The organism is Parabacteroides merdae ATCC 43184, from assembly GCF_025151215.1.
GTDB lineage: Bacteria > Bacteroidota > Bacteroidia > Bacteroidales > Tannerellaceae > Parabacteroides > Parabacteroides merdae.
Genome location: NZ_CP102286.1, coordinates 3,435,668 through 3,460,404, shown reverse-complemented (window position 1 = coordinate 3,460,404; position 24,737 = coordinate 3,435,668). Strand labels below are relative to the sequence as shown.

Sequence of the window (24,737 nt, the reverse complement as noted above, 5' to 3'; positions counted from 1 at the left end):
GTATTCTTCATTATTTATTTTTCTTCACTTTGAAAGTATAAGTACCGGAACCTGTTGTTGCTACGACATACCGATTTCCTTCTTGTTTGCAACTGATTCCGGGGACATCTTCCAATCGTACACCGCTTTCGGTTATTTGTTTCGTGTCGGCAGACGGGAGATAGACGGAGGCTTTGCTGTTTGCCGGTACTTCCACTCGGATGATAAATTCTTTATCGTTGTCTTTCCAGTCGGAAACAATCTGTCCGTAAGGCGATTCGTAGGAAACCTGTGCGTCGCGGACATCACCGACCGGTTCGGGTTTGATGACAATATGCTTAAACCCGAAGGAATCTTCTTTCTGACGGATGCCTCCTAAGCCGCTGAACAACCATTCCATCAGATGACCCAACATAAAATGATTGTTCGATACGAAGCCGTATGCCTGCCAGGATTCGGTGAGAGCAGTAGCTCCGTGTGCCAGTTGCCAACCGTATCCCGGTGTGTCGTACTTGCAGTTCATATCGTAAATGACATCCGAAGCGCCACCGGCTTCAAGGGCACGCAAGACATAGCGGTAGCCGACGTCGCCTGCCGTCAGGGCGTTGTTGCGTCCGCGGATATCGGCTATCAGGTTATCGAATACCTGCTGCCTGTTTTCCGGAGTCGTCAGTCCCATGTAGAGTGCGACGGCGTTTGCCGCCTGGCTGTTGCGGTCGTAGGTACGGGTGGACGGGTTCCAGAAAGTCCGGTTGAAGGCTTGTTTGATCCGGGCCGCCAGTTCCTGGTACTTGCGTGCATCGTCCGGCTTCCCTAAAAGGTTTGCCATTTTCTCCATCAGGGTGACGTCGTAATAGTAGATAGCCGTTGCCGTTACGCCATTGGAGGTCAGTTGCGATTCTCCCGGACTTTCCGGACCGATGTCGAACCAGTCTCCCAAGCCGTAGGCGATAATATGGTTATCGGCTTTCGAGGAAAGGTAGTCGATGTAGCGTTGCATATCCGGATAATAGGTTTCGATCGGGCGCGTATCGCCATACCATTGGTAGATGTACCAAGGGCTGATGACAAATGTGCTTCCCCATTCCGGCGTATCCTTGAAGCCTCCTTCGAATTCGACTAGTTCGGGAGCAATGGTCGGTATCATGCCGTTGGCTGCTTGTGTGGAGCGCATATCGTTGAATGTCTTTTCGTACAGGCGTGCCAGGTTGTAGCGGTATTGTACGGAGTATTGCATCAGGTGCGCTTCTTCCAGCCAACCCAACTTCTCACGATGCGGGCAGTCGGTCAGCACGCTTGCCATATTGCTGCGGATCGCCCAGTCGATCAGTTCGTATGTCTGATTGAACAACGGTTTGGAACAATGGAAACTGCCGACATCTTCGGCCGAATAGCAAGTATGAAGACCGGTAATTTCCGTTATTTCAGGTAGTCCGTCCGGATTGGGTTGTCCGGCGGGAACAGCACCTTCGACCTGCACGTAACGAAAACCGTAGTAGGTAAACTGGGGTTGCCAACTTTCAATACCTTTTCCTTTCGGTGTGTAACCGAACCAGAAAGGAGCGCCGGACGCGCTTTGGTTTACGGTACTGTCCGGATTCAGCAGTTCGGCCGGATAGAGCTTAACCGGATGCGTGTCCTTTGAATGCAGGGAAAGCCGTATGATGCCGGAAAAGTTTTGTCCCAAATCGTACACCCATTGTCCTTTCCGGGTCTTGAAAAGACGGACGGTGGGGATTCGGTCACGTACGGTCAGCGGTGCGGAGCGTTGGGAGAGGAGCCGGGTTTTCCAGCCTGTGTCGAGGGCTTTGTTCCAGGTACGGTCGTCGAAACCGGGTTGCATCCATCCGGTCTGTTCTTTCGTGGCATCGTAATCTTCACCGCCGTAAATACTGCTGTAGGTAACGGGGCTTTCGGTTGTTTTCCAGTCTGTACCGGTTACGATGTCCTGCGTACTGCCGTCTGCATATTCGATTTGTATTTTCATCAAGAGGCGCGGAGCGCCATATGAAGCAAGCAGTTTGAAATAACGTTCCCGCGGGATATTGAAAAAGCCGTTTCCCAACATGACGCCTATTGCGTTTCCGCCTTGCTTTAGCTGTCCGGACAGATCGAAAGTGACATACAGCGCACATTTATCATATTTTGTCCATCCCGGATCGAGAAAGTTGTTACCCACCTTCTCTCCATTCAGGAACATATCGAAATGTCCGAGTCCGGAGACATAGGCGGTCGCTCGTTTTACCGGTTTTTGAACCGTAAATTCTTTTCGGAATTGGGGGAGGCGGTACATACCGATCTTTTTGCCTTTGAGTTCCCGGTCCACGTTGGCCAGTCCGTGCAGCCCTATCGTGACGATTTCGTCTTTCCTGTCTTTTTCCAGTGCAATCCATTTGGCATTGCTCCAGTCTTTTTCCGAAAGAAGCCCCATGCCGAAGGTATGGATACAGCTCCAGCGGGAAGGGCTGTCCTCCTTATCCCAACTCCTTACTTTCCAGTAGTAGGTCTGTCCTGCTTTCAATTCTTTTCCTTTGAAAGGAACAAGGATCGAGGCGGAAGAAAGCGTTTTTCCGCTGTCCCAGATATTTCCATTGCCGGCCTGTAGTTTTTCCGGAGAATCGGCCACTAATATCTGCCAGGCCGATTGTTCGAAGTTCCGTTGTTGTGCCTGTATCTGCCAGCTGAAACAAGGTTGTCCTGTTTCGATTCCTAACGGGTTTTCTTCCTGTTCGCATCGCAGGTTATAAACGGAATGTGTGTCCGCTGCCTGTAGAAAGAAAGGAAAAACCATACATAAGATACAAATGTTTAAAAGTCTATTTTTCATGCTGCCGTCCTTTTTTGAAAAAGGTGCCATGCTTTTCCGGAAAAGCACGCACCCTCTTTTCGTGTATGTTTAATGAATTAATTCAAAATCTTCCATCAGCCCGTAATCCATCATCTGGTATTCTTTTCCGGATATCGGTTTGTCTACGTTTTTCCAATGCCAGGGAGATGCCAGGCCGGGAGCCGGATTCCGGTAATGCGGGCCTAACAGGTTCTTCAAACTGCCGATCACATGTACATCGATCGTGTTGCTGCCTTCTTTCAGGTAGGATGTTACATCCAGTTGCCAGGGGTCGAAGGCGATCATACCGGCTTTCTGTCCGTTGACGTATACTTCTGCTACCGTCCCGTTCCATTTGTTCAGTTTGACGGCATATCTGCCTGTAAGGTCATCGAGGGTATATTCTTTGCTATAGCTCATATCCCATGAGTAGAACGGTTGCTTTTGTTCTTTCCAGCTACCCAGTGTGAACGATTCCTGTGGTGCACCGATGCTCCATCCCTCTTGTTCGGGTACGACCGAGAAGTTTCCGATGATGTAGACCGGTTCTATCTCTGCAAAAATACGCATCGGGTTGATGCTGAGTTCTACCGTATTGCTACCTTTTTTCACCTGTCCGCCTATCGGATAAACGCCGAAAGAACGGTCCAGCCACCATTCACCTGGAAGAGCGTTCACGAGATTTCCGTTGATTTTTACGGTAAATAGTTCGGGGCGTTCGGAAACCAGTTTGATACCGGAATAGTCGAAAGCATCGTTTACCGTAAAATGATAGGAGGCCGTGAAGCCGCCATCCTTAAAGTGGTCGCGGTCGAGGATATTCCGTTTGTATTGTACGGAGGTATTCCAAGGATTGCCGTTGGTGAATCCGTGCGCTTTGAAGGCGATATCGGCGGCACGGGAGAAATGTTGTTTCTTGTAAGTCTTTCCTTTAACCGTAACATCGCAAAAGTCAATTGTCAGAGCATTGTCGCGTAAACGGCTGACGGTGGTCCGGCTTGTTGCCGTCACCGGGCTGCTTCCCGCTTTTCCGGGGCGTTCCGGATAGTTTTTAGGGTTCTTGTCAGAACAGTAAAGCAAGAGGCTTCCTGCCGGTTCGATCCGGAAAGATGTACTTAGTATGCCTTTTTCTTTTGAAGACGGATACGTATAGATTTCCCCGTTCAGAGCATCCATTTCCAACATGGCTTTTCCCTGCGTCGAAAGGGTGCCGTCAACAACTTCATCCATAGAAGAGTTGACGAGAAAAACCAATTCTCCGTCTGCAAACCGGCGACGATGGTGATACAGGTTACCACTGTTGAAAGTAATCCTGAAGTTATCGGAAGAGAAATACCGGGCGATTACATCTTTGGATAGTTCCGGGAGTGATGTGACGGTTGTACCGGTCAACAGTCCGGCCAGTTCGTCATTGACAGCCCCGTCTATCCGGGTGGGAGCGGAGAAGGTTATGATCTGTCCACCTTGTTCTACAAATTGTTGCAAGAGGTTGAAGGTAGGCTTGTTTAAGGTCTCCATCATGGGAGGCAGAACGACAGTCGAGTAGGAGGCATTGCCGACGATGAAACGCCCGTTTTCTACCTTTCCGAGGTCTTTGATGATGTTTTCGGAACCGAGGTCATATTCTACCTGGTTCTTTTCCAAAGTTGTAACAAAAGCTTGGAAATTGGTTCCTATCTCCATGAGTTTCGGGGAACTTCCTGCATGGACGTAATAGCTCCATAAAGTCGAGTTGGGTTCCAGAACCAAAATATCGTTTTTCTGGATGCCTTTGCTCATAACAAATGAAAGGCGTCCGTAATAGTCATTCAGTTCGCGATAGTCGGGCCACCAGGGAGAATGATAGGTGAATACCGGCGGATAGTCGTATTTGCGTGCTCCTGTTAGTGTCATATGGGCTAAATGTTGGTTCATGAAGTTGACCCCGAGTGCATACTCCCAATCGCCTAACCGTTTGAAATCTTTAAAAGTTTCGTCCCAACCTCCACCACCATAAGTTTCGCTGAGGGTACGGTTACAACCTGTTTGGTTGGCGGCACTGCGCAATTCTTTTACTGCACGGATATTGCCGAACTGTGCTTGCGGGTTGGTTTCGTCGAACTGGTTGAACAGCATGTCGATAGCGGGTACCTGATGCCAGGCGTACATTGCCATATTGTCCGGTCCGTCGTTCATTTGCGGCCAACCGTGTTCCCAATAGTGTCCGGTCCATTTCAGGTTGTTCGTCTCGCAGTAGTGGTGCCAAGGTTTGGACCAGCGGTCGACAAACATTTGCAACAGGGTTTCCATATAGTTATGACGTACCTGTTTCCAATTGCCCGTCTCTTCGTCCAGAAGGGGAAGTAGTGGTTTTAGATCGTATCCCCACTGTTTCCGGAATACTTCGAACAAGTCTGGTGTCCAGCGCAAGCCTCCGGGACTGCTGATGTTGGGCTCATCTGTGAAGATACCGAAAACAGATTTGCCAAATTCGTCCTTTATTGTTTTTTCGTATCCTTTCATCGTGAGGTCGATGAACTTTTCAGTCACACCGGGTACGAGCAGGTCTACGTAAGAATACCCTCCGTACCAGTCTGATTTGCCTAAATAGGTCTTTTTGTAGAGGTAATATTCTCCTTTTGCTTTTTTATGCTGGCTCAGGGCGTTCGTGATATCTGTCCATTTGTCCCCTTCTTTTTTAAGGATGATGAAATATTCGTCTGTCTTGTCAGGCAGAAGATCTGTTTTTGTCAACTCAAGTCCTTGTCCTTGGTTGTAGGATTCGGGCATATCTTCGGGAACATGTCCTCCGGCAAAGCCGCTGGGATAGGAGTTTTCATCGTAAATCCAGATGTCCAGTCCCATCTCTTTTCCTTTATCGACGGCATAACGGTAGAGGGAATACCATTCGTCCGACATATATTCCGTGATCATGCCCGGACGGGGATGGATAAACGCACCTCCGCAGCCTGCATCTTTAAAGTCTTTCAGCATACGGTCGATTTCAATTTCTGTAACTTTTCCGTTCCAAACCATAAAAGGGGCTGTACGGTACTCGGATGAAGGGTTGGAAAACTGGGCTTCCAAAGTGGAAAAACTGTCTGTCGTTTCCGCTTTGTTGCCACTGCAACCAGTCGTTCCGAGAGACAGGATACCTCCTGCGACGGTATATATAAAGTTTTTGATAATACGTTGTGTATTCATGGTGCTAATAGTAAAAAGACCTCTACTACAAAAGTAAAGGTCTTTTTGTTAATATGATAATTAATAACCTGGATTTTGTTTGAGCTGGTCATTTAATTGCAACTCGTTATAAGGTATCGGATAAAGCAAATATTCCGGCTTTATCTGATAGGTACGTTCAGGAAGTTCCGTATCAATCGTTTTGATATATTTTCCGTAGGCAGTCATTACTTCAATAGCTTTTCCTGTTCTCAATAAATCATACCAACGATGGTTCTCAAATGCGAGTTCGTGACGTCGCTCATTGGCAACTACCTCGGCATTGATTGTTGTAACAGCAGGTAAACCTGCACGCGCACGTACTTGATTGACATAGGGTGCTGCGTCTCCTGCACGTCCTTGCTCCACCAGACATTCAGCTAACAATAACAGGCAGTCCGCATAGCGGTAAACAGGCCAGTTATCGTCTGTATTTTCTATTTTGGAGTGTGCGTGACGGTATTTATTGATAAATGGATAATTAACTTGATAATCATTGATCTTGGGATCACCGACTTTTAGTACATCAGCTACGACTAAGGCGTTTGCTGCATCCAGTGTACCGACTGCAACAGCGATAGATGGGTCGACACGCAGGTCTCCAGGTTCGTAAGAAGCGATCATTTCCGGTGTCGGAACATTCCAGCCTCCTGTCAGTAACGTACTACAATCCGGAACACCTGTAATAATTTCTGCATTCGTTGTTTTGGGAATAAAGTAGTATAACCAATCACTTTGCTGTCCCTGATCTCCCATTTGATACTGGATTTCGAAAATCGATTCTTTTCCGTTCTTTTTGGATGTGTCATATATATCGGCATAATTGGGAAGTAATTCATATCCCATATTCATGATATCTTTTAACTGCGTTTCCGCTGTTGCATAATCTCGATCTGGCTTTGTCATTAATACATAAGCGTAGAGCATTTTGGCAGCTCCTTTGGTTGCAGCACCATTTTGCGGGAATTTGACCGTAGGAAGTTTCTCTATGGCATCTTTCACATCATCAACGATGGCTGTATAGATATCGTTAACAGATGAACGAGGTAAGAATGCGTTGTCCGCTCCTGTCACTTCTTCCAGATGCAAAGGGACGTCTCCGTAGCATTGCACCAATTGGAAATACATGAAAGCACGGATGAATTTAGCTTCTCCGATCGTTTTATTTTTGAAATCATCGGGAAAAGTCGTCCCTTCAATGCGGTTCAGAATGGTGTTGGCTCTTGAAATGCCCGTATAACATGCATAATACATTTCATTTGTCCATTGGTTCTGGTCATCTACAACAAAATCCGCGATATTTTCACGATACAAGATGTGTAGACCACGGTCTGCTTTATAGCGGGTGTAATGTGTATTGTCGGAACGCATTTCTCCCATCAGGTATCCTTGTCTTGCCGATACTCCCCGTAGAGCGGAATAGGCTCCGTTCACTGCTTGAGTGAATTGCTCTTGAGTTTTAAAGAATGTCGCATCATTCGGATAATATTGAGGCGTCAGATTCAGAAAATCTTCCGAACAAGAAACCAAAGTCAACAATGCAACAACTAAACTAAATATCTTTTTCATGATCTTTCGCTTTAAATTTATAATTTGTTTTTCTTTCAGAATGAAATGTTACATCCGATACTGAATGTTCTTGGAACCGGGTAAGTTGTACGATCTACTCCTAAACCGTTCCATCCCATATCTTCATTCATGGCTATTTCCGGATTCATACCTGGGTATTTAGTGAATGTGACTAATTGCTGAGCTGTTACATATACCCGGAGTTTAGAGAGGTATTGACTCGGTTTAATCGGAATTGTATAGCCCAGAGTGATATTCTTTATGGTCAAATAAGAAGCATCATATACCCAACTGCTATTATTGAAGCGGAATAATTCCGTGGTACCGGCTTTTGTTCTCGGAACCTGTCCGTCACCCGGATTTTCCGGAGAGCGCCAACGATTGGCAACTTTTTTCAATACATTGAAACAACCGTCGATATTCAAGGTATGTTCGTAGTTTGAATTGATAATGTCACCACCTACTTGTCCACTGATCAGAATGCTCAGATCGAAGTTCTTCCAGGAAAATTCATTTGTCATACCATAAATAAAATCCGGATTCGGATCACCAATTTTTACACGGTCATTGTTGTCGATTATACCGTCAGGAACACCGTTAGGACCACTGACATCTTTCATGCGGACCGTTCCGATCTCAGATGAGGCGTGCTTTGGTTGGGAATTAAACTCTTCTTCGGTCATATATACGCCGTCAAATACATATCCCATGAATATACCGATAGGTTCTCCTACTGCTAAACGGTTGAAATCTTCCTGATTGGAATATCCACCTTTTGGGGTGTTGTTTGTTCCCATTTTGGTTATTTCATTCCGGTTGAAGGCTATATTCAAGTTGGTAGTCCATTTGAAATCACCGACAAGATTACGAGATTGCAAAGTGATTTCATGTCCCCATGCTTTGTAATCACCGATATTGGAATAAATGTTGGAAAAGCCGGAAGCTCTTGGAATATCGACTTGATACAAAAGTCCATCGACTTTTTTATTATAATAGTCATACATCAAATAGATACGATCGTTTAGGAAACCGATATCGACACCTAAGTCCAGTTGCTTTGTTTCTTCCCAAGTAAGAGCATTGTTCCCTAAATTACCTAATCCTTTTCCCGGAGCTAAAGAGCCACCTAAGACATAGTTATAAGTGCTAACTCCCGCAATATATCGGTAATTACCAATGTTGTAGTTACCAGTTAGTCCATAACTGGCCCTTATTTTCAGGTAGTTCATAACATTGGTTACTGGTTCCATGAAGGCTTCGTCAGATACAATCCATCCGGCGGATATGGAAGGAAAATTTGCATATTTATTGCCTGCCCCAAAACGGGAGCAACCATCTCGGCGGAATGTCGCCTGGAGTAAATAGCGGTCTTTGAAGCTATAATTCGCGCGTGCGATGACAGAGGCTAATGCCCATTGCTCGATGTTGTTGTCACCGTTTTTTGTAGCACCGGCACCCATCCAAGGAATATCATCACTTGGAAAGTCAGTTGCTGTTAGCTGGTTATATTCGTTGGAATATTTTTGTGCACTATAACCGACCAGTGCATCTATATTATGGTTTCCGAATTTATGGTTATACATCAACATATTTTCGATAGTCCAACTATAGTGGAAGTTGGTGTTGTATTGTCCACTTGCTTTTTGAGGGGGAGCAGTAAACATGGCTCCACCGGCTGTCGAAGGTGTAAAATCTCTATAGTTCTTGGCACCTAAATCGAAACCAGCCTGGAATTTATATTTGATACCGTTCCATATATCCAGTTCTGCAAAAGCATTGCTTAATAAGGCCAAATCCTGTGTTTTACTTGTTTTTTCATGTAAAACACGTATCCAGTTAGGTTGAGGGAACATCCCTGGAGAGTTTAGAGAAAGAATAGGTTCTCCATTTTCATCGTAAGGATTTACAGTTGGGTCAGCCAAGAACGCAGCACTTAATATCTGCCAACCTCCGTCTGTATTTTGGTTGTTTTTGATTTGCAAGGTGGGAGCTATGTTCAGTCCTAATTTTAAGCGGTCGTTTACTTGATAATCATTGTTTGCACGTAAAGAGTAACGTTCGAAATTAGAATTGTACATAACACCGTCTTGGCGGAAGTAGCCTAATACGATAGCTGTATTGAACTTGTCTTTATTGGCTGTCACACTGATACTGTAATTCTGTGTGGCGGCATTGCGTGTCAGTAAGTCATACCAATTGGTACCAGTACCGTATTGGGATGGATTTTGATATTGTTCTGGAACTCCTCCGGTATAACCTTCATATCTGGCAGCATCTTCGTAGTATTCTTTTTTGTATTGGGCAAATTCTTCCCCGTTCATAACATCCGGAGTCTTTAGTCCCTTTAAAGTCTGAATACCGAATGAAGCATTCACATCCACTTGAGTTTTACCTTGTTTTCCTCTTTTCGTTGTGATCAGTACGACACCGTTGGCGGCACGTGATCCATACAAAGAAGTGGCAGCGGCATCTTTCAAGATGGAAAAGGTTTCGATTTCATCCGGATTGATACTGCTTAGGTCCATATTGATAGGGATTCCATCGACCACGAATAAAGGTGAACTACCACCATTGATAGATGCTGCACCACGGATACGGAATCCCATACCTTTACCCGGCTGTCCTGTAGATTGGTTAATTTGTACACCTGCTACCTGTCCTTGAAGTTTTTGGGCAAATTGTCCTACAGGAAAACTTTCTAATTCTCCTGCATCTATCTTGGAAACAGATCCGGTCAAATCCCTTTTTTTCTGTGTACCGTAGCTAACGACAACAAGTTCGTCCAGTTGGTTTACAGTTTCTTGCAGAACGACATTTAATGTTTTCTGGTTGGAGACAGGGATTGTTTTTGTTTCATATCCGATAAAACTGATGGTGAGTATTTGATTGGGGTTAACATCAATGGAAAAATTACCGTCCATGTCTGTAATGGTACCGATGGTGGTGCCTTTGACGGATATGTTTGCACCTGGTATAGGTTCTCCTTTTGCATCGATAACCCGTCCGGACAGTTTACCGTTCGTTTGTTCTATACCACTGATGGAATCTGTGTTTGCATGAGCTTTTGAAATCACATATCCGGGGCTTAAAAATACTGATAATAGTACAGCTTTAGGCAATAAGTTGCTGTATATCGATTTGATCATAATATTAAAATTTAATTTAACAGTTGAAATACTCTAATTTTCTCTACAAAAACTTTTTAGGTGTGTTATTTACTTCTCTCCATAGGCTAATGATTTAAGATTGCAATTGAATTTGTTCTGGTAGAACTATGAACTATACAGTACGGATAGTTGTAAAAAAGTAGGCTCGATTATCGGTTTTGGCTTATCTGTGGAGGTTATTGGAGTCTTCTGGAAGGGAAAAATGAGAATATCTTTTTTGAAAGAATATCAATTTGACTAATTTTAATATCATTTTTGAAAACATCTAGTAGTTTTATATAGCTAATTTTGTCACGGTAGCAAACAACAGACAAGAATAGCCTTAGTTCTACCAGAACTAAGGTATTCACAAAAGCATAATTATCTTTTCGGGATATTTATACTTTTCCGGTTTTAGTTGTAACTGATCGTTACCTCTTTTTTATCGTTTTGGGAAAAACTTTTCGCCACATCTTGTATATCCTCTAATGTGAATTTGCCTGTTATCCGGATGACCACATAGTCTGAATCTGTGTCGGCCAGCATGATCATTTCGTTGATTAGGTCACCGTTCTGGACGATGTAGAAAGAGGCGCGTGTATCGTTGTCCTTGACCCGCATCAGTTCTTCATGTGATTTGCTGATAAGGCTGCTGAATTCTTTTCGCATCTGGTCCCGGACTTCCTGCTTGTCGGAAGTGACGATTTGAAGATTGTTTATTTTCCCTTTCAGATTCATCAGGTTGAGGCCGCCGCTTTCTACATTAGGGATCATGTCGAACATTTTCTTGGAGATGAAGACAGATGTTACATTATCCATATCGGCATATTTTTCGAACAGTTTATCCTGGGCAAAGCACAAGCTGGTGCAACAAAGAAACAGGATCAGGAATATATTCTTTAATTTCATAAGATTAATCGTTTAAATGTTTGTTTAAAATATTGTTTACTTTATCTATCTCCTGCCCGGCGTTATCCACCTGGCTGATGCCTTTGTTGAGGTTCTGCGAGAGTAGGAGTAAAGCCTTTTCGGCAGCGGCGGCGGCATCTTTCGGATTGGTGTAAGTGTCGCTGAGCCGGTCGTGAGCGTGATACGACGATTTGTATTGTAAAAAGCTGATGCACAACAGGATGGAGGCGGCAACTCCACTTAACCAATATAAAGTCCGTCTACGGGTCAATGAACGGGTCTTCTTTTCTTCCGTGGAAGCCCAGGTGTCGATCTGCTTTTCCAGTCTACGGGAAAGTCCTTCGGGTAAAGCTTGTTCCTCTTGAAGGGCTTTATTGATCAGTTCATCTATCTTTTTATCGTCCATATTCATATGTATAATATTTTTCAAGTTGTTCCCGGATTATTTTTCGTGCCCGGGAGAGTAGCACCCGTATGTTGACGGCACTCAGGCCGGTGATCTGTTCTATCTCGTCCATCGAACAGTCTTCGATCCCTCTCAACCGGAGAACTTGCCGCTGATTTTCCGGCAGGCGGTCGATCAGGTGGCGGATTTGCTGTACTTTGTCTTGTCTTTCCAACTCTTCGTCCGGTGAAGAAGCGGTAGAAAGAGTGACGGCTTCGGTGACATCTGCGTCGCGCCTGTTAGCACGAGGTGAGCGAAGGAAATCGAGGCAGAGGTTCTTGACCAGCGTCACGCAGAAAGCTTCCGGATTTTGGATATCGGTCAGTTCATTCCGCCGACTCCACAACTTATAGTAGGCATCTTGCAGGATATCTTCGGCATCGGCCTTGTTTTCGACCAGCGCATAAGCAATCCGGAAGAGCTTGGGATGGAGGGGAAGGAACAGCCTTTTAAAGTTCTCAACATCCATCTTTGTGGTCGTTTATTACTTTTTCGATGTCAGATGGTTTGATCTTTCCTTTGATGCGGATCAGGGCATCGTCGCCTCCATCGGTTGTCAAGATTACCAGTTCGCGGATGATGTCTTTGTCAATACGTACCATTACTTTCGTGCGGTTGCCCTCTTCGTTGGCATTGACCATTGTTTCGTAATTCGGGTCTTTCAGTTTCTTGATAGCAGCGCGGAGATCGTCTTTGACGGTATTGCCGCATTCCTCGAAAGAAAGGACTTCGATGCTTTTTACACCCATCGTCTCGGTGAACAGGCTGCTTATTTTCATCAGGAACGGGCCGACTGTTACGTGGGTTACGTTTTTTTGCTTGGCAAAGTCGTTGAACAGCTTGTCCATGCTCTGGCTATATCCTGCTTGGCAGAATAGGATGAGGATCAGGATTGCGATGTATTTTTTCATCTTTCTAATGTATTAATCGTTACTTATTCCGTTAGTTCCGGCTCTTCAACGCGCGCTATTGGAGAGCGTTCATTAAGTAGACGGGAACGGAAAAGCTGTTGTTACAAAGAAAGAGAAAAATTTATGATTTTTCCTTACTTTCTGCTATTTCAACGAAATAAACGCTCGAACAAATCAGGAGGACAGCTATTAATTGGGACCAACTGAAGCGATCTTGTCCTAATGCCAGCGAGGTAATGGTTGCCACAATCAGGATCAGGTAACCATAGATGGCCACCAGTGTGGTTTTCAGATATTTTAGTCCGACCGGTATTAACAGGTAACTGATAACGGTCGGGAAAATCAGGACGAATGCCAAGACTGCCATCGGTTTCCAATGGATCGGGAACGTGAAAAGTGTTGCTTCAAATCCTGTAAATCCGGAAACGATGATGGCGGAGAAAGCCGCACCGGAAAAGGTGTACCGCAGCATTGTCATAACTCCTACATGCTTCAATATTCGGTTGCTTGCAATCAGATAGATTGCATAAGCCATGGAACTTAGCAGGCAAAGCAGATTTCCGGTGAAGGCATCGGAAGCCAGGTCATCGTTTTTCTGGGTCAGGATGCAGAGCAATGCGCCACCTAATCCGATCAGAATACCGGTTATTTTCATCTTTGTGATTGTTTCTTTAAAGAAGATGACAGAAAGAATGAATACCCAGATAGGTTGTAAACTGGAGAAAATGGAGCTTGACACAGGGGTCGTTTTGCTCAATCCCAGCAAGTAAAAGAACATAAAGCCATAAATGCCGAGCGCCCCCAACAGAAATAAGAGAATCTTTTCCCGGCGGGTGGAAGTCTCCGGTTGGGTGAACAAGCTGATAATCCAAAACGCGAGGGCGGCAAACGTACAGCGCAGGGTTACACCCGTCAGCGGACTTATCCATAATGGTAGGAGATATTTCAACGCATTCATATTCAACCCGCTGAAAGTTTTGGAAATAATCATGTAAATATTGGCTTCTCTTATTTTATTTTTCACGATGCTTGGGATTTTATGTTATACTTGTTTGATGCGGTCGTCGAACAAGAACGAATCTTGTTTCAGGTAGGCCCATGCGGCAGCTATCAGGGCAATGGCCATATTGAAGATGAAAGCGAACTGCTGTGTCTCGATATGGAGCATATCCTTGAGTATGTTTATAATGAAAGGGCAAAGAAGAATGGCCAGATAGTTCATGGCCATAACGAATGCCAGTGCAAGCGTCACTTTTTCAGGAATAGCCGTGCGGGTCGTTTTGTCGTAAGCTATCGGTTGTATGACACCATAGCCTAATCCGGCAAAGATACAACCCAGCCCGATCAACCATTCGGTGCGGGAAACGAGTATAAGCGCCATTCCGACAGAGATCGAGACCATACAGGCAAATTTGGTCTTTTTGCCGAAGAAGGAGACAATTTGATTCAGTATAAATCCCGGCGACATGATAGCCAAGAAAAACAGCGAGATCATAATACCCGAATTACCGCTGGTAAAATGATATTCTTTCATCAGGAAAGGAAGATTGAAGCTGATGATGATCACTAAGTAAGTAGCCAACCCATAGAACGACATGATCTGCATCAGGTGGGGAATCTGTATACCGAACTTCCCGAAACTGCTATCGGCAGGCCTTTCCGTTCTCCGGCTAGTGGTGTTTATGCCTATACCGGGATACGGTGAAATATTCTTTTTCAGATAGAACGAGAGAACGATCGAGATCAGCGGAAACAGGTAGACGATAAACGGCAAATGCCAGTTCACCTCTGCCAGATACCCCGTCAGAACGGTGGCCAGCACTAACGTTATATTCGTAATGGCGGAACTGAGCCCGAACTGTTTCGTACGGTATGTTCCTGTAAAAAAGCGGGAAATCAAACCGGTGGAAAGCGGCACGATCAATCCGGAACCGATCCCCAATAATGCGCTGACTGTTATCAGTTGCCACATTTTTGTGGAAAGCATGTACAGGATGCCGCTCAACGAGAAGATCACCAGTCCCACTTGCAACAGAAGGACATTATTGATCTTTTCCGTCAGTTTGCCCGACAGGATGATAAAAGGGATGATCAAGAGGGAAGGAAGTGATGAAAGCATCTGTATGTCCAGTTCTGTGGAATGCGGAAAGATTGCAGAAAGTCTTCCTAAGATTGGGGAGACAGCCAGGCCGGGCAGTGCATTCAGTGCCGATATCGACCATATGCCTATTAGCGTGATAAGAGGAATCGTCCCCTGTCCGGTCTGTATTCGCATAATCGTTTCGTTACATCATTTTTTATTGTATTGAAACAATCCCGAATAGTGAAAGTTCATTGTTTTAATAAACCCCAAATATCGTATGTTTAACGAAAAACGCAGAACAATTGCGGATAGTAGCTGTTTTTGCCATACAATCGGCCGAAACAAGTCGATAGCGCCATTATTAATTAAAAACAAAAAGACATGGAAGATTCTAATTTCAGAAAAGGTGATGCCAAGACAGCAATCTTTGGCTCGGAAAAGATGCTACAAGCCTCTCCTGTAGACAAAATCCCTGATGGTCCTACCACCCCGGAAATCGCGTATCAGATGGTTAAAGACGAAACGTTTGCACAGACACAGCCCCGCTTGAACCTGGCGACATTCGTAACTACCTATATGGACGACTATGCAACCAAACTTATGAACGAGGCGATCAACATCAACTATATCGATGAAACGGAATATCCGCGTATTGCCGTTATGAACGCCAAATGTATCAACATCGTAGCCAATTTGTGGAATACTCCCGAACAGGCAAAATGGAAAGCCGGTGCATTGGCTATCGGTTCGTCCGAAGCATGTATGTTGGGAGGTGTCGCAGCTTGGTTGCGCTGGCGTAAGAAAAGGCAAGCCGCCGGTAAGCCTGTGGATAAGCCGAACTTCGTTATTTCTACCGGATTTCAGGTTGTATGGGAAAAATTCGCCCAGCTTTGGCAGATCGAAATGCGCCAGGTGCCTCTGACATTGGAGAAGACTACGCTCGATCCCGAAGAAGCATTGAAGATGTGTGATGAAAATACAATCTGTATTGTGCCGATCCAAGGGGTTACATGGACAGGTCTGAACGATGATGTGGAGGCTTTGGATAAGGCACTCGATGCCTACAATGCAAAGACCGGCTACGATATTCCAATTCACGTGGATGCTGCTTCCGGCGGTTTTATCCTCCCATTCCTGAAACCGGAATTGAAGTGGGACTTCCGTTTGAAATGGGTTCTTTCCATCAGTACGTCCGGACATAAGTTCGGTCTGGTTTATCCGGGCCTGGGTTGGGTTGTTTGGAAAGACAAGTCATATTTGCCCGACTCCATGTCATTCAGTGTAAATTATTTGGGAGCCAATATCACACAGGTAGGTCTGAATTTCTCCCGTCCTGCCGCCCAGATCCTCGGACAATATTACCAATTTATCCGTCTCGGGTTCGAAGGGTATAAAGCAGTTCAGGAAAACAGCATGGCGGTTACCCAATACTTACATGATCAGATTGGTAAGATGGCTCCGTTCGTGAACTACAGCAACGAAGTCGTGAACCCGTTGTTTATCTGGTATCTGAAACCGGACTATGCGAAAAAAGCGAAATGGACCCTGTACGACCTGCAGGATAAACTGAAACAAAGCGGTTGGATGGTTCCTGCCTATACATTGCCAAACAATCTTGAAAACCATGTCGTGATGCGTATCGTTGCCCGTCAGGGATTTAGTCGCGACATGGCTGACCAGTTGCTGAATGATATCACAGGAGCTGTTGCGGAACTTGAAAAACTGGAATATCCGACTCCTACCCGTATCGCACAGGATAAGAATCAGGAAGTGAAAGGTTCTGTGTTTACTCATACGGGTATGCCCCATAAAAAGAAATGATCATGAGTAAAACAATTTCCGTTTCACAGATAAAAGAAGCGGCACAGGAGGCTTACGAGCAGTTCAAGGATAATACGGGTGGCAAGAATGCTGATTACATCCCTTATCTGGCTAATATTGACAAGAACTTGTTCGGTATCAGTATCTGCCTGTTGGATGGCAGAACCATTACGTTAGGGGACTCTTCCTACTGTTTCGGGATCGAATCCGTTTCGAAAGTACATACGGCTATCCTGGCACTTCGCCAGTACGGAGCCGAGAAAGTGCTGAAGATGATCGGTGCCGATGCCACCGGTCTTCCTTTCAACTCCATCATGGCGATCTTGCTGGAAAATGACCATCCTTCCACTCCGCTGGTAAATGCTGGTGCGATCACGGCTTGCAGTATGGTACAGCCGCTCGGTAAGTCCGACAAGAAGTGGGAAGCCATCGTTTCCAACATCACCGACCTTTGCGGGAGTGCTCCGCAATTGATCGATGAACTGTACAAGTCAGAGACTGCCACCAACTTCAATAACCGTTCTATCGCCTGGTTACTGAAGAATTACAACCGTATCTATGACGATCCGGATATGTCGCTCGACCTGTATACTCGCCAGTGTTCGTTGGGTATCACAGCCGAACAACTTTCCATCGCCGCAGCAACGATTGCCAACGATGGCGTGAACCCGGTTACAAAGAAACTTATCTTTGACGCTTCTTTGTCGCCTAAAATCACATCCTTAGTGGCTACGGTCGGTTTCTATGAACGTACGGGAGACTGGTTGTTCACTTCCGGTATTCCTGCCAAAACGGGTGTTGGCGGCGGTGTCATGGGGATCATGCCCGGACACTTCGGAATCTCCGCCTTTGCGCCTCCATTGGATAGCTCCGGCAATTCGGTGAAAGCACAATTGGCGATCAAATATATAATGAATAAACTGGGGCTCTCCATTTTTGGCAGTACCCGGTTTACAATCACCGGTTAAAACGGTTTATTCTTTTAGTTGACGAGCCTCCACTCCCCTGAAATAATAGGGAGACGGGAGGCTTGTTTTTTGCGGGAATAGTTTTTCATTTGAGATTCCAGTTCATTTTAATCTTGCATTTTGTTCGGCCTGACGGTTTTTGTTTGACAACAGAAAGTATGTGATAGGCAACTTGTCCGGTTATTGCTTCTGTTTTGTCAGCCTGAGTAGGAAAAGCAAAGAGTTGCGCAGTATTTTGGCGATGACGACCGTCTTCATGGTAATAGATCGGCAAATAAATGGGAAAAGTACGTTTTATATTCAAAAAGAAGAATATTTGAATTCTTTCATCGCCAGACCTGCCAATTGTTAAATAACTTGTTTTTTACAATAAGTAGTCTTGAATTTATTTGTCTGTTTGAGTGGAACCGGCCGGTTTGGCTTCTGATGCTTGTCCGGAGGAGACGGGATGCGTTTGATTATAATAATTTTCTTTTTTCTTGTTTGCCGATTGTACTAGGCTCGTGACATAGACCGTGAAGATCGGGAACATCATCATGCCGAGAGCGGCCAGCAGGACCGACAAAATACGCCCTGTAGGCGTGATCGCGATGATGTTCGAACCGACAGTCGTCACGTCCATGAAAGCCCACCAGAGGGCGTCGTTGTAATCCTTTACTTCAGGGTTCACCTTCTGTTCGATCACGAAAAAGATCAGGCTGGAGAAATAGACCATTGCCAGCAACATCGTCAGGTAGGAGACGAAGAGTCCGGAGGCCCGGTTCGAAGTTAGCCAGCCGACGACGATCGCCAGTGCCCATCCGCTGCGTACGAGCGGGATGAAACGTAGGAAATAGGTCACTTCGGCCGAGAAGGTGAAATCGTAGTAATTGATAATATTAAGATAAGGGATCGAAACCAGCAGGAAGAGGAAATGGGTTTGCAAATAATGAATTTTATCTTTTGACAGGAAAAACTCCAATATGAAATCGGCGATGAAGAACATGCAGATCCAGAACTGCGTTTTCAGATACGAAGTCTGAGAGATGAACGGTATGTTGTTGAACGTGTCGATCGAAATATCCACAATCAGGAAAAGCGAGAGTAGCAATATCATCACATGAAGCACTCCGTAAATGCCTCGCTTTTCATAAAAAAAGTCATTGAATGCAGTTCTCATTGTCTTTTAATATTTGGTATTTATTTTGTAAATCATCATTTACATTTTATCCGATGAAACAGCAAAATGACACCTTTTGTTTTTAACACTTGTCTGTTAATTAACCAAGTTTGACATCCTGTTGACAAACTAACACAAAAACGAGTTGTTATACTGTCAATACAAGCAAAACTAAACAAAACAAAATTCACATTTTAATAGTAAAATTCATGGCAAATATTGGAAAAGCAGTAAAACTTGGAGTATTTACTCTTGCGATTATGAATGTCACGGCAGTCGTCTCGCTCCGCGGGTTGCCTGCTGAGGCTGTGTATGGACTGAGTTCAGCCTTTTATTATCTGTTTGCGGCAATCGTGTTCTTAATTCCTACCTCGTTGGTGGCAGCTGAGTTGGCTGCCATGTTCCAGGATAAACAGGGCGGGGTATTCCGATGGGTAGGAGAGGCCTATGGAAAGAAATGGGGTTTCCTGGCTATCTGGGTACAATGGATCGAGAGTACGATCTGGTATCCGACCGTATTGACTTTCGGTGCTGTATCCATCGCCTTTATTGGGATGAACGATGCGCACGATATGACGCTGGCTTCAAACAAAATGTATACGCTGGTTGTCGTATTGATTATTTACTGGCTCGCTACGTTTATCTCTTTGAAAGGTCTGAGCTGGGTAGGTAAAGTGGCTAAAGTGGGTGGCATCGTCGGTACGATCATCCCTGCTGCCTTGTTGATTATCTTAGGTATCGTGTACCTGGCTTCCGGCGGTCATTCCAACATGGACTTCCACAGCAATTTCTTCCCCGACTTTACGAAGTTCGATAACCTGGTGCTTGCTTCCAGTATCTTCCTTTTTTATGCCGGTATGGAAATGGGCGGTATTCATGTGAAAGATGTCGAAAACCCTTCCGTCAATTATCCGAAGGCCGTGTTTATCGGTGCGCTGATCACGGTGTTGATCTTCGTGTTGGGAACATTTGCATTAGGTATCATTATCCCGCAGAAGGACATTAACTTGACTCAGAGTTTGTTGGTCGGTTTTGACAACTATTTTAAGTTTATTCATGCTTCTTGGCTGTCGCCGGTTATCGCAGTTGCATTGGCTTTCGGCGTGTTGGCAGGCGTATTGACATGGGTGGCCGGTCCGTCAAAAGGTATCTTTGCCGTTGGCAAAGCCGGTTATCTGCCTCCGTTCTTCCAGAAAACAAATAAGTTGGGTGTGCAGAAAAATATCCTGCTGGTTCAGGGCTTGGCTGTTACATTCCTGAGCTTGTTGTTCGTGGTTATGCCTTCCGTACAAAGTTTCTATCAGATTTTGTCACAGTTGACAGTTATCCTTTACCTGATTATGTATATGCTGATGTTCTCTGGTGCAATCGCATTGCGTTATCGGATGAAGAAAGCCGGTCGTCCGTTCCGTATCGGTAAGAGTGGCAACGGTCTGATGTGGTTTATCGGCGGCCTTGGTTTTTGCGGTTCATTGCTTGCCTTCGTACTGAGTTTTATTCCGCCCAGTCAAATTTCTACAGGTAACAATACCGTTTGGTTTGCCGTGCTGATTATCGGCGCTATCGTGGTGGTAGCCGCTCCGTTCATTATCTATGCTGCCAAAAAACCGTCTTGGGTGGACCCGAATACTGCCTTTGAACCGTTCCATTGGGAAGTCGACAAACAGGTAGAAGGAACTGCTGCGACTGCTACAAATATAGCTTCTGAAACAACGTCCTCCGCTTCTAAAACATCGGATCGCAACACTGTAACCGGCATATCTTCTTCCGGAACGTCAGGCAAGATCTAACCGTCAGGCTTGCTCCGGCCTAAGCTGGTGAGCGTTAAGGGCAGAGACCGGAGTGAGAGATAAATTATTATTTTCCTGAAAATATTATTGATTATAGAATGAAACAAGGGTAGTTCACAATGTATGGACTGCCCTTGTTTATTTAAGAGACTAGTATCAGGAGATGTGAGTGCTCAAACAGTTACATATTGGGGGTTCCGTAGCTTGACGAGTGCATGGGATATGATACATTCAGTTACAAGTTCATCATGCATAAATATTTTTGTAAATGAGAAGTGAGATGAAAAGCGGCCCCGTCCTGGTTAAATTTGAATAGAGGTGTGTTGTTGGCGATAAGTTGAGAAGGGATAAAATGGGCGGGGCGCTTTCATATGTCTTTTGAGTGGCGATATTCGGCTGTTACACCTGACATAACCGAACATAAAATAAAACTTACATTACAGAATAGTATTTTTCATATTCCCTTCAACAGGAAGCCATTCGCTGGTACTTACATTTTCGAGTGTGATGTCTTTACCGTTGAAAAGAAGGTTGTAGATATATCTTTTTCCTTTTTCCCACTTCGTATTGGCGGGAATTTTATATTTGAATGTCGTTTCGTTGATGGTGAAGAGCACTTCCACATCTCCGTCTGTTCTGATACGCGATGTGGGAATTACCATTAGTTGTTGCGGCTCGTCCGGTATCTTTTTCAACATGCGCGGAGTATTCAGTTTCAGTCGGGTAGAGGCATTTGTTCCGGCACATCCGCCGATATTTCCGGTTTTAATGTTCATCTTACCCTTGAAGCAAAGAGCTGTACCGCCGGCTTTGTTTCCGATCTGTATCGCATGGAGTAGGAAGCAGCCTTCTGCTTCCGGTGTTATTCGCAGTTGGAAGCTCAGGAGCGAAAGCGTATGATTCATGTTAAGCAACGCGACTGGGGAAATCTGGTTGACCGCTCGTTGCCCGCTGGCCTGTATCCCGTACATGTAATCTTTCGTCAGGGAAGCGTCTGGCGATATGCGGACCGGGATATTCTCCGGGTCGAAATTAACCTGCGACTGATACGGGTAATAGGCATAAACGGTGACTGGTTCCTCGTTCAGATAAATATCGGGTGACTGGCGCCAGTTCAGCTTGTAGTTTACCAGAAAGGCTTCAGCCCGCACGTTTTTGTAATCCGGATTACTATCGTAGATGTTGCCGGTACTTTCCGAGACGACATGCAACCCGATGACCGATCCTCTTGTAAATTCTTGCATAAAATTAGGAGACTTTGTTGTCAGCACCTTTGTTATTATTCTTAAAGGTTGCTCTTTCATGCCTAAATTTTCAATGAGTCCCGGATCGTAGTCGTTTGTGCAACTAAAAATACTAACCGCCGTTATCATAAATAGTAGTAATTTATTCATTCTTTGTATTATTTTTGTGAAGTGATTGCAGGTACAAAGATCAGTCAGTTTGGAGAGGTAGAGGGTGCATTCGGTATAAAACCACGATGAAATCGTATAAAACCACGAGGCGCAAATTATCTACAGGCATCAAATTGTCTACTAATGGTTCAGATCAACTATTTAATGCTTCAATTTGTTTACTTGATACGAGGGATATATTATGTTGGACAAAATTCAGTTTTTATTAAGCTTACAGATCATCGGATTCTGTATCTTCGGCGGAGCTACCCTATTGCTCCGGGCCGGTGATAACCGGGCGAAAAGGATATTAGGGTGGGGTATGTTTTTGTGGGCTTTTCTGGCTGCCATAAGGTTGTCTGTGAATCTTTACCTGCATAAACCGAAAGAGGCTTTCCATCCGGATATATTGATTATGGGTGCTTTGGTAACGGCAACGCTTGCTTGTTATGTGATTGAGGTCTTACGGCCCGGGTTTCTTACCTGCAAACGTTTTTTCTTATTTATCAGTCCGGTTGTTTTTGGTGGACTGGCTTACCTGACTTATCGTTTGTCGGGAGGTGAAATTCATACCTACTATTCAATAAGGGAGGTTTTCGAATACTTGAATATGGATGTTTTGCTTCGTATGACAGTCTTTCTGCTGACTTTGTTTTATATGATTCTGCCCGTTTATCTGATAGCAAGGTACAGTAAAGACTTCAATGTTTTTTTAGCAGAGAATGTTTCCGATCCGGAAGAATATGATTTGGAATGGTTAAGGAAAACCATGATAATTTTGATTGTTCTGTATGGTTTCTATCTTGTCTTATTGCTGACCAATACACCATTGATGTATGTGATCGACAAAACAGTCCTGTTGTTCGTTTGGTATTATTTCTTTTTATAAGGCGCTATTTCTGAAGGTAGTTGTTTTGGAGCATTCTTTTAAAAGCGGATGGGATCTTCCGTATCAAGAGGACGACAATGACGATGATGAACACAGGGTTCTCAGTAAACGCTATGCAGAGGAAGTAAGTGCATGGTTTGAAAGAGAAAAACCGTATCTTCGCGAAGATTTACGTCTGACGGATTTGCAACGGATCTTCCCTATCAGCCGTTCTTATCTTTCCCAATTGTTTAACCGGGAGTTGGGACAATCGTTCTCCGATTATGTCAACCAGTTCCGGATCGAGGAAAGCAAGCGCTTGATGGATGCCGAGCCGAATGCCAGTATACAGGAGATTGCCGAACGTTCCGGATTCCATTCGATCAGTACGTTCCGGCGGGCTTTCCAGAAGTGTACGGGCATGATCCCGTCGGAGTATAAGAATAACAAATAAATACATAACGATCTTTATTCTATCATGGACACTGTTCAAACTACTACTGCCAGACCGCATATTGTTTGGCTGGATGTTCTTCGTCTTGTCGCCATCTTGATGGTGATTGCCATCCATTGCACTGATCCGTTTAACGCTTCGCCTGAATCGCGTGCCAATCCGGAGTTCAATTTCTGGGGTTCTGTTTATGGCTCCATGCTGCGTGCCAGTGTGCCGCTTTTTGTGATGATGACCGGATTTCTTTTGTTGCCGGTCAGGCAAGAGGCTTCTGCCTTTTATAAGAAACGCATTCCACGTGTGTTGTTTCCATTTCTGATCTGGTCTGTTTTGTTTGATCTGGCGCCCTGGTTCATCCAGTGGATAGGAGGCAGCCCGGAACTGGTGACGGACTTTTTCCCTTGGGAACCGAACCCTTCGGCCTCGTTTGTAGAGGCGTTGAAGACGATCGCTTTGATCCCTGTAACCTTTACGGTCTATGCGACGCCAATGTGGTATATCTATGTGCTGATAGGACTTTATCTGTATATGCCGGTCTTTTCCGCATGGGTGGAAAAGGCGTCGGATAAGGCGAAGCGTATGTTTCTGGCGTTTTGGTTTATTTCGTTGTTTATCCCTTATCTGACGGAGTTTGTTTCGCATTACCAGTTCGGAACCTGCTCATGGAATTCATTCGGTCTATTTTATTATTTTGCCGGTTTCAACGGCTATTTGCTGTTAGGACATTATTTAGGGAAAAGAACGGATTGGTCGCTTGGCAAGACTTTCTCGGTGACGGTTCCGCTGTTTTTAGTTGGCTATTTTATTACATTAGTCGGTTTTCGCTATATGACATCCGATCCGAACGTGAGCGAGGAGGGGATGGAGTTGTTCTTTACTTATTGTTCGCCTAACGCATTGTTGATGACGGCAGCCATTTTCTTGTTGGTACGGAAAGTACGGATTACTTCGCCGGTTATTTGCCGTGCCCTTGCCAATCTGACCAAATGTGGTTTTGGCTTGTATTGCGTGCATTATTTCTTTGTCGGTCCTTCCTATATGTTCGCGCAGTGGATTGGAACACCTATTCCGGCCTTGGTTCCTGTTTCGACCATTCTTACCTTTATTTGTTCATGGTCATTTACTTATCTGGTGAGTAAGTTGCCACATGCGAAATATATCATAGGCTAAGGTGCTTTTTTATTGTTCGGCTGTTTGTACAAATGATGTTAAATAG

At 44.8% G+C, this 24,737-nt stretch carries 17 protein-coding genes and 1 pseudogene; 5 read left to right on the top strand and 13 right to left on the bottom strand.

Translation table 11 applies throughout. From position 1 onward, the window contains the following. Nucleotides 1-10: 10 nt before the first annotated feature. The 10 genes from NQ542_RS14230 to NQ542_RS14185 all read right to left on the bottom strand — a co-directional run bounded on the left by NQ542_RS14230 (nt 11) and on the right by NQ542_RS14185 (nt 15,262). Entirely contained in the window at nt 11-2,806 is a 2,796-nt protein-coding gene (locus NQ542_RS14230) for a family 78 glycoside hydrolase catalytic domain (RefSeq protein ID WP_005645161.1), read from the bottom strand. Nucleotides 2,807-2,875: 69 nt separating this feature from the next. Further along, a complete protein-coding gene (locus NQ542_RS14225) occupies nt 2,876-5,989 on the bottom strand; it encodes a glycosyl hydrolase (protein WP_005633880.1) in 3,114 nt (1,037 codons plus the stop codon). Nucleotides 5,990-6,049: 60 nt separating this feature from the next. Then, nucleotides 6,050-7,576 carry a RagB/SusD family nutrient uptake outer membrane protein gene (locus NQ542_RS14220; RefSeq protein ID WP_005633878.1) on the bottom strand — a complete coding sequence of 509 codons (1,527 nt, stop codon included), beginning with the start codon at nt 7,574-7,576 and terminating at the stop codon, nt 6,050-6,052. 35 nt (nt 7,577-7,611) lie between these two features. Beyond that, a complete protein-coding gene (locus tag NQ542_RS14215; RefSeq protein ID WP_005633876.1) occupies nt 7,612-10,722 on the bottom strand; it encodes a SusC/RagA family TonB-linked outer membrane protein in 3,111 nt (1,036 codons plus the stop codon). Nucleotides 10,723-11,136: 414 nt separating this feature from the next. After that, nucleotides 11,137-11,631, bottom strand: a complete 495-nt coding sequence (locus NQ542_RS14210) for a DUF4252 domain-containing protein (RefSeq protein ID WP_005633874.1) — start codon at nt 11,629-11,631, stop codon at nt 11,137-11,139. A 4-nt stretch (nt 11,632-11,635) separates the two neighbouring features. Further along, on the bottom strand, nt 11,636-12,043 hold the full coding sequence (locus NQ542_RS14205) for a hypothetical protein (RefSeq protein WP_005633872.1): 408 nt from the start codon (nt 12,041-12,043) through the stop codon (nt 11,636-11,638). After that, a complete protein-coding gene (locus NQ542_RS14200) occupies nt 12,027-12,545 on the bottom strand; it encodes an RNA polymerase sigma factor (protein ID WP_005633870.1) in 519 nt (172 codons plus the stop codon). The genes NQ542_RS14205 and NQ542_RS14200 overlap by 17 nt, the downstream gene beginning before the upstream one ends. Further along, nucleotides 12,535-12,987, bottom strand: a complete 453-nt coding sequence (locus NQ542_RS14195; protein WP_005633868.1) for a DUF4252 domain-containing protein — start codon at nt 12,985-12,987, stop codon at nt 12,535-12,537. Before NQ542_RS14195 ends, NQ542_RS14200 begins: the two co-directional genes overlap by 11 nt. A gap of 121 nt (nt 12,988-13,108) precedes the next feature. After that, nucleotides 13,109-14,011, bottom strand: coding sequence for a DMT family transporter (locus NQ542_RS14190; protein ID WP_005633866.1), 903 nt, complete (start codon nt 14,009-14,011; stop codon nt 13,109-13,111). Nucleotides 14,012-14,029: 18 nt separating this feature from the next. Beyond that, complete coding sequence (locus tag NQ542_RS14185; RefSeq protein ID WP_005633864.1) at nt 14,030-15,262, bottom strand: MFS transporter; 1,233 nt, start codon at nt 15,260-15,262, stop codon at nt 14,030-14,032. A gap of 189 nt (nt 15,263-15,451) precedes the next feature. On the opposite strand from NQ542_RS14185, the gene NQ542_RS14180 reads away from it, so the two are divergent. Both NQ542_RS14180 and glsA read left to right on the top strand, forming a co-directional pair. After that, on the top strand, nt 15,452-16,891 hold the full coding sequence (locus NQ542_RS14180; protein WP_005633862.1) for a glutamate decarboxylase: 1,440 nt from the start codon (nt 15,452-15,454) through the stop codon (nt 16,889-16,891). Between the two features lie 2 nt (nt 16,892-16,893). Next, complete coding sequence (gene glsA, locus NQ542_RS14175; protein WP_005649750.1) at nt 16,894-17,859, top strand: glutaminase A; 966 nt, start codon at nt 16,894-16,896, stop codon at nt 17,857-17,859. An 85-nt stretch (nt 17,860-17,944) separates the two neighbouring features. Here glsA and NQ542_RS14170 read toward each other — a convergent pair whose 3' ends face one another. Together NQ542_RS14170 and NQ542_RS14165 are read right to left on the bottom strand one after the other, a co-directional pair. Continuing rightward, a complete protein-coding gene (locus NQ542_RS14170; RefSeq protein ID WP_121955703.1) occupies nt 17,945-18,163 on the bottom strand; it encodes a hypothetical protein in 219 nt (72 codons plus the stop codon). Nucleotides 18,164-18,244: 81 nt separating this feature from the next. Continuing rightward, entirely contained in the window at nt 18,245-19,018 is a 774-nt protein-coding gene (locus NQ542_RS14165; protein WP_005633855.1) for a potassium channel family protein, read from the bottom strand. A 209-nt stretch (nt 19,019-19,227) separates the two neighbouring features. Between NQ542_RS14165 and gadC the strand changes: the two genes are divergently transcribed. Further along, nucleotides 19,228-20,808, top strand: coding sequence for a putative glutamine/gamma-aminobutyrate antiporter GadC (gene gadC, locus NQ542_RS14160; protein WP_005633853.1), 1,581 nt, complete (start codon nt 19,228-19,230; stop codon nt 20,806-20,808). 437 nt (nt 20,809-21,245) lie between these two features. Here the strand turns inward: gadC and NQ542_RS14155 are convergent, their stop codons facing one another. Beyond that, nucleotides 21,246-22,202: a fimbrillin family protein gene (locus tag NQ542_RS14155; RefSeq protein ID WP_005633851.1), complete on the bottom strand. Its 957-nt coding sequence runs from the start codon at nt 22,200-22,202 to the stop codon at nt 21,246-21,248. Between the two features lie 202 nt (nt 22,203-22,404). On the opposite strand from NQ542_RS14155, the pseudogene NQ542_RS14150 reads away from it, so the two are divergent. Both NQ542_RS14150 and NQ542_RS14145 read left to right on the top strand, forming a co-directional pair. After that, nucleotides 22,405-23,524: pseudogene (locus tag NQ542_RS14150) on the top strand (helix-turn-helix transcriptional regulator). A 24-nt stretch (nt 23,525-23,548) separates the two neighbouring features. Further along, nucleotides 23,549-24,691: an acyltransferase gene (locus NQ542_RS14145; protein WP_005633845.1), complete on the top strand. Its 1,143-nt coding sequence runs from the start codon at nt 23,549-23,551 to the stop codon at nt 24,689-24,691. The last annotated feature ends 46 nt before the right edge of the window (nt 24,692-24,737 follow it).

Bases quoted from the DNA above. Each gene is read 5' to 3' on its own strand.
- NQ542_RS14155 (WP_005633851.1), bottom strand. From the start codon at position 22,202: ATGAATAAATTACTACTATTTATGATAACGGCGGTTAGTATTTTTAGT.
- NQ542_RS14200 (WP_005633870.1), bottom strand. From the start codon at position 12,545: ATGGATGTTGAGAACTTTAAAAGGCTGTTCCTTCCCCTCCATCCCAAG.
- glsA (WP_005649750.1), top strand. From the start codon at position 16,894: ATGAGTAAAACAATTTCCGTTTCACAGATAAAAGAAGCGGCACAGGAG.
- NQ542_RS14225 (WP_005633880.1), bottom strand. From the start codon at position 5,989: ATGAATACACAACGTATTATCAAAAACTTTATATATACCGTCGCAGGA.
- NQ542_RS14185 (WP_005633864.1), bottom strand. From the start codon at position 15,262: ATGCGAATACAGACCGGACAGGGGACGATTCCTCTTATCACGCTAATA.
- NQ542_RS14180 (WP_005633862.1), top strand. From the start codon at position 15,452: ATGGAAGATTCTAATTTCAGAAAAGGTGATGCCAAGACAGCAATCTTT.
- NQ542_RS14220 (WP_005633878.1), bottom strand. From the start codon at position 7,576: ATGAAAAAGATATTTAGTTTAGTTGTTGCATTGTTGACTTTGGTTTCT.
- NQ542_RS14145 (WP_005633845.1), top strand. From the start codon at position 23,549: ATGGACACTGTTCAAACTACTACTGCCAGACCGCATATTGTTTGGCTG.
- NQ542_RS14210 (WP_005633874.1), bottom strand. From the start codon at position 11,631: ATGAAATTAAAGAATATATTCCTGATCCTGTTTCTTTGTTGCACCAGC.
- NQ542_RS14165 (WP_005633855.1), bottom strand. From the start codon at position 19,018: ATGAGAACTGCATTCAATGACTTTTTTTATGAAAAGCGAGGCATTTAC.
- NQ542_RS14195 (WP_005633868.1), bottom strand. From the start codon at position 12,987: ATGAAAAAATACATCGCAATCCTGATCCTCATCCTATTCTGCCAAGCA.
- NQ542_RS14215 (WP_005633876.1), bottom strand. From the start codon at position 10,722: ATGATCAAATCGATATACAGCAACTTATTGCCTAAAGCTGTACTATTA.
- gadC (WP_005633853.1), top strand. From the start codon at position 19,228: ATGGCAAATATTGGAAAAGCAGTAAAACTTGGAGTATTTACTCTTGCG.
- NQ542_RS14230 (WP_005645161.1), bottom strand. From the start codon at position 2,806: ATGAAAAATAGACTTTTAAACATTTGTATCTTATGTATGGTTTTTCCT.
- NQ542_RS14205 (WP_005633872.1), bottom strand. From the start codon at position 12,043: ATGAATATGGACGATAAAAAGATAGATGAACTGATCAATAAAGCCCTT.